General features: G+C 43.4%; 5 protein-coding genes. All 5 read left to right on the top strand.

The window, feature by feature from the left end:
- Window positions 1–323: 323 nt before the first annotated feature.
- The 5 genes from R6U02_RS06815 (at window position 324) to R6U02_RS06795 (ending at window position 3,787) form a co-directional block, all read left to right on the top strand.
- Window positions 324–581: a hypothetical protein gene (locus R6U02_RS06815; protein ID WP_410262863.1), complete on the top strand. Its 258-nt coding sequence runs from the start codon at window positions 324–326 to the stop codon at window positions 579–581.
- A 527-nt stretch (window positions 582–1,108) separates the two neighbouring features.
- The gene (locus R6U02_RS06810; RefSeq protein WP_410262862.1) at window positions 1,109–1,951 is read left to right on the top strand and encodes a metallophosphoesterase; all 843 of its coding nucleotides are present in this window, start codon (window positions 1,109–1,111) and stop codon (window positions 1,949–1,951) included.
- 64 nt (window positions 1,952–2,015) lie between these two features.
- Entirely contained in the window at window positions 2,016–2,999 is a 984-nt protein-coding gene (locus tag R6U02_RS06805) for a Gfo/Idh/MocA family protein (RefSeq protein ID WP_410262861.1), read from the top strand.
- Window positions 3,000–3,130: 131 nt separating this feature from the next.
- On the top strand, window positions 3,131–3,448 hold the full coding sequence (locus R6U02_RS06800) for a PTS sugar transporter subunit IIB (RefSeq protein ID WP_410262860.1): 318 nt from the start codon (window positions 3,131–3,133) through the stop codon (window positions 3,446–3,448).
- 27 nt (window positions 3,449–3,475) lie between these two features.
- On the top strand, window positions 3,476–3,787 hold the full coding sequence (locus R6U02_RS06795) for a PTS lactose/cellobiose transporter subunit IIA (RefSeq protein WP_410262859.1): 312 nt from the start codon (window positions 3,476–3,478) through the stop codon (window positions 3,785–3,787).
- Window positions 3,788–4,163: the final 376 nt, after the last annotated feature.

The following is a 4,163-nucleotide window of genomic DNA, read 5'->3' as shown; positions in this document are numbered from 1 at the left end:
ATCAGGAACAATAGAGCGGTTTGGGACGATTGTGCTTGGTGTACGGACGCCTTTTTACCTATGTAATTCCACGGACTTAGTCACATATCGAAAACAGAACCATGATCTGGAAGATGAAGGAGGTTGTCATCTTTCTCATCTTTCTCTAATTTAAAACGTATCTAAACTAAGTGAATGATTTCACGTTATTTTGCCCGAATCGTCTTAAATCAGACACAGACATTCACCCGATTCTCTAGTATAATAGGTCTTAACATAAATATATATATCATTTTTTTCTGTAACAAATTGATCAACCAACCTGTTAGAGAGTAGGGGTATTAATGAAGAAACGTTTTATTTATGTGATCGATACACCGACAGAATCAAAAGAATTATTGATACGTGAAGATGAACTGATTGAAAATGCCGATGGCGAATTAGATTGTCCGCTGGATTTGATTTTGCAACGTTACCATATGGAATGGGATGACCTCATTAAGATGAAGGCATCAACAGTTTCATTGATGCAGGAAGATCTCCACGAAAGAAGAATGATCCGCTCCATCTCATTTGAAAACTTGTATTATTTCCATGAATAAGAACTGAACCAGCCTTTATACATAAGCTTTATCGCTTATAATACCTTGATGACCTCAGTAACGTTCCAGCTTCCTTCGTTTCCTATAACTCATCCACTTTATCACCATCTTCAGTTGTCATAGCTTCCAATTATTCACCTTCGACAGTTTTTTAAGAATAAACTTCTTCGGCTTATTTAGGGTGCACAATTTTGTCGTTTTAGAACGTCCTTTTTTGAAAAAGCATTGGCACCAAGTTTTTCAGCGTGTTGATGGAACGATACATTCTCGTTTGACGGATCCATCGTTTCCTTCAAAATAGACAAACAAGCTTATGGAGTCCTAAGTCTTCTGGGTCAGTTCAGTCTGCTTTTTTTTGATAGTTACGCGGACAGCCTCTTTTTTGCATAAGGGACACTTCTGACGTTTAATGAGGTCCACACATTCTCGTCTCGTTTAGCTGAATAAACAACGCTTGCAGAATGCATTCTGTGTTACAATAGGAGTAGCATTTTTTTTGTACATTATTTTATTTTGGAGGAACCATTATGGCCTGGATATTTTTAGTTTTTAGTGTTGCGATACTCGTTTATGTATACATACAGAATTACCTGATAGAAATAACGAATTACGCCTTAACCATTCCCAAGTTAAGTGAAACCATGCGGGGGAAGAAAGTGGTCCAGCTAAGCGATTTACACTTTAATCCTAAAACCAACAAAAGCTTTGTTGAAACGATCATAGATAAAACAAAGCAGCAGGATCCGGATTATATTTTTATCACCGGTGACCTCGTGCAGGCGGGACTTGAAGACTTCGTGGATACTCCGCTCAGACGGTTCGTCGAAGAGTGCGCGAAAATAGCACCCACCTATGTGATCACGGGAAATCATGACATCGCCAGTGCTTCATTCGAAGACTTTAAATATATCATGGAAACAGCTAAGGTGACCTTGCTGCTGGATGAAGCCGTCATGCTCCCGGATAAATTTGCAAAAGGCATAGCGTTGATGGGATTAGCGGAAAGACAAGATCAGACAAGGCTGCCTCAGCCGATATTGGGTCCGATCGAATTGACACAGCAAATGGTCAAGAGCCCTAAAATTCTCTTGGCACACCGACCGGAATACTTTGTTCATTATATGTTGGATAAAACGAAAATGCCTGACCTCATCTTAAGTGGGCATACTCACGGTGGACAAGTTCGTCTGCCGATCATAGGCGGCGTGTTTGCTCCTGGCCAGGGGCTGTTTCCTGATTATGATTACGGCTTATTTACTTCTCCGGAAGATCCCTCTAAACGAATGATCATTTCACGCGGTTTAGGCAATTCAACGTTTCCTATACGCATAAACAATCGTCCGGAAATCGTGGTCATCACCTTTAATTAAATCAGTTACAATAAGCTTTAAGGAACGATCTAGTCAATATCTAAAAACCAGAGGAGAGATTTGAATGGAAAAATTAGGATTAGGGACAATCGGAACGAGCGGGATCACCGAACAATTTATTGAAGCTGCACAGTTGAGTGACGCGTATGCTTATCAGGGCGTTTATTCGCGTCATATGGACAAAGCGAGTGACTTCCAAAAAAAATACAATGCCGCAACAGCTTACGATGACTTTGAGGCTTTCTTAAATGACCCGGCCATCGACGTCGTTTACGTTGCTTCACCGAACAGCTTACATTTCAGCCAGGCGAAAGCAGTGATCGAACATAACAAACATGCGATCGTGGAAAAACCGATGGTCGCTTCACTGGAAGAATGGACGGAACTGACCGAACTGGCTAAAGCAAAAGGTGTGGTCGTGGTCGAAGCCGCCCGCCATATCTTTGAACCCAACTTTATAAAAATCACGGGTATGATCAAAGAGTTTGAAGGGATATCCGGCGCAACCTTAACTTACAGCAAATACTCCTCGCGTTACGATAACGTCTTGGCTGGAGAAGAGCCACCGATCTTTTCACCTAAATTTGCCGGGGGTGCAGCCAACGACTTAGGGATCTACACGGTCTATGCTGCCCTGCGCTGGTTTGGCAAGCCTGAATCTGTTCACGCTTTTTCTCATGCCATCCGCACAGGCGTTGATGGAGCAGGCACGGCGATCCTTCGTTATGAAGACTTCGATGTCACGTTGCATTACGGGAAGATCGTGACGTCAACTGTCCCATCAGAAGTCTACAGTCTGGATCAGACGCTCGTTCTAGATGCCATCACAGGACTAGAAGAGGCTGAATTAGTGGATGCTAAAACGCGTGAACGTCAAACGGTCGAACTCGATAAATCGGCAGACAATCCGCTCGTATGGGAAGCCAAAGCGTTTGCCGAAGTCATGCAAGCTCCTGATCAGAAAGAGAATAAAGAAGCCCTAAATGAGTGGTTGACGCTCTCATACAATGTCCACCATGTCCTGGACCAAATCAGAAGCCAAGCCTAATGTCGATTTATTATAGCCCAGTCGCGCCTCGCTAGACACCAAAAGGCGAGAGGTGTATGATTAGTTCAAAGAAAGCCTCTAATACGGGGCTTGAAAGAGCAGAGCAGAAATTATTCTTAGGGGTGGTATAAGTGGCAACGAAAAATATTATGCTTGTTTGCGCAGCGGGAATGAGCACCAGTATCTTAGTAACCAATATGCAGGAAGTCGCTAAAGAGAAAAACATTGATGCGCACATTTTTGCCGTTTCAGGAAGTGAAGTAGACGAAAAACTGAAAACCAGACCTGTCGATGTCATGCTGCTTGGTCCACAGGTACGCTACATGAGACCTGAGTTCGAAGAGTTAGCTAAGAAAAATGACATTGCGGTCGAAGTCATCAATATGCGTGATTACGGGACCATGAACGGGGAAAATGTCTTGAATGCTGCACTAGATCTCGTCCAATAAGAGGAGATCGTTTGAGGGGGATGAACCATGTCTAGGGACCAAATGATGGAGATTGTCATGACTTTGATCACATACGGCGGTGATGCACGAAGCAGCGCGATGGAAGCCATCCATGCAGCCAAAGAAGACAAGTTTGACTTAGCAGCAGAAAAAATCCGAGACGCTGATGCGGCAATCAAAAAAGCCCATAAAGTGCAAACCGATTTACTGGCGCAGGAAGCTTCGGGTGAAACGGTTGAAATAAATCTTTTACTGGTGCACGCCCAAGATCATTTGATGAACGCCATGACTTACCGTGACTTGGCAGATGAAATGATCGATTTATATAGACGCGTCTAACTTGATAACTTGGATTCTTGATGGAAGCCATTCACTGCACCTAGTGAATGCTTCAGTCGAGGGTTCAGGTTCTTTTTTTTTTTGAAAAGTGCAGACTCGCGAGGAATGAGTCGGCGAGCTGGTCATCTCGCATATGAAATGACAGACTCAGGATTTATCTCGGAGTGAGCTGGTCATTCCGACCGCGAAATGACAGACTCAGGATTTATCTTGGAGTGAGCTGGTCATTCCGACCGACAAATGACAGACTCGGAATTTATTTTGAAGTGAGCTGGTCATTCCGACCGCCAAATGACAGACTCGGGATTTATTTTGAAGTGAGCTGGTCATTCCGACCGACAAATGACAGACTCGGAATTTATCTTGGAGTGAGCTG

The organism is Alkalibacterium sp. (assembly GCF_046484155.1).
Lineage (GTDB): Bacteria > Bacillota > Bacilli > Lactobacillales > Carnobacteriaceae_A > Alkalibacterium.
This window is presented reverse-complemented; position numbering and strand designations above follow the sequence as displayed.

Excerpts from the sequence above, each read along its gene's own strand:
- R6U02_RS06815 (WP_410262863.1), top strand. The coding sequence starts at position 324 with ATGAAGAAACGTTTTATTTATGTGATCGATACACCGACAGAATCAAAA.
- R6U02_RS06810 (WP_410262862.1), top strand. The coding sequence starts at position 1,109 with ATGGCCTGGATATTTTTAGTTTTTAGTGTTGCGATACTCGTTTATGTA.
- R6U02_RS06805 (WP_410262861.1), top strand. The coding sequence starts at position 2,016 with ATGGAAAAATTAGGATTAGGGACAATCGGAACGAGCGGGATCACCGAA.
- R6U02_RS06795 (WP_410262859.1), top strand. The coding sequence starts at position 3,476 with ATGTCTAGGGACCAAATGATGGAGATTGTCATGACTTTGATCACATAC.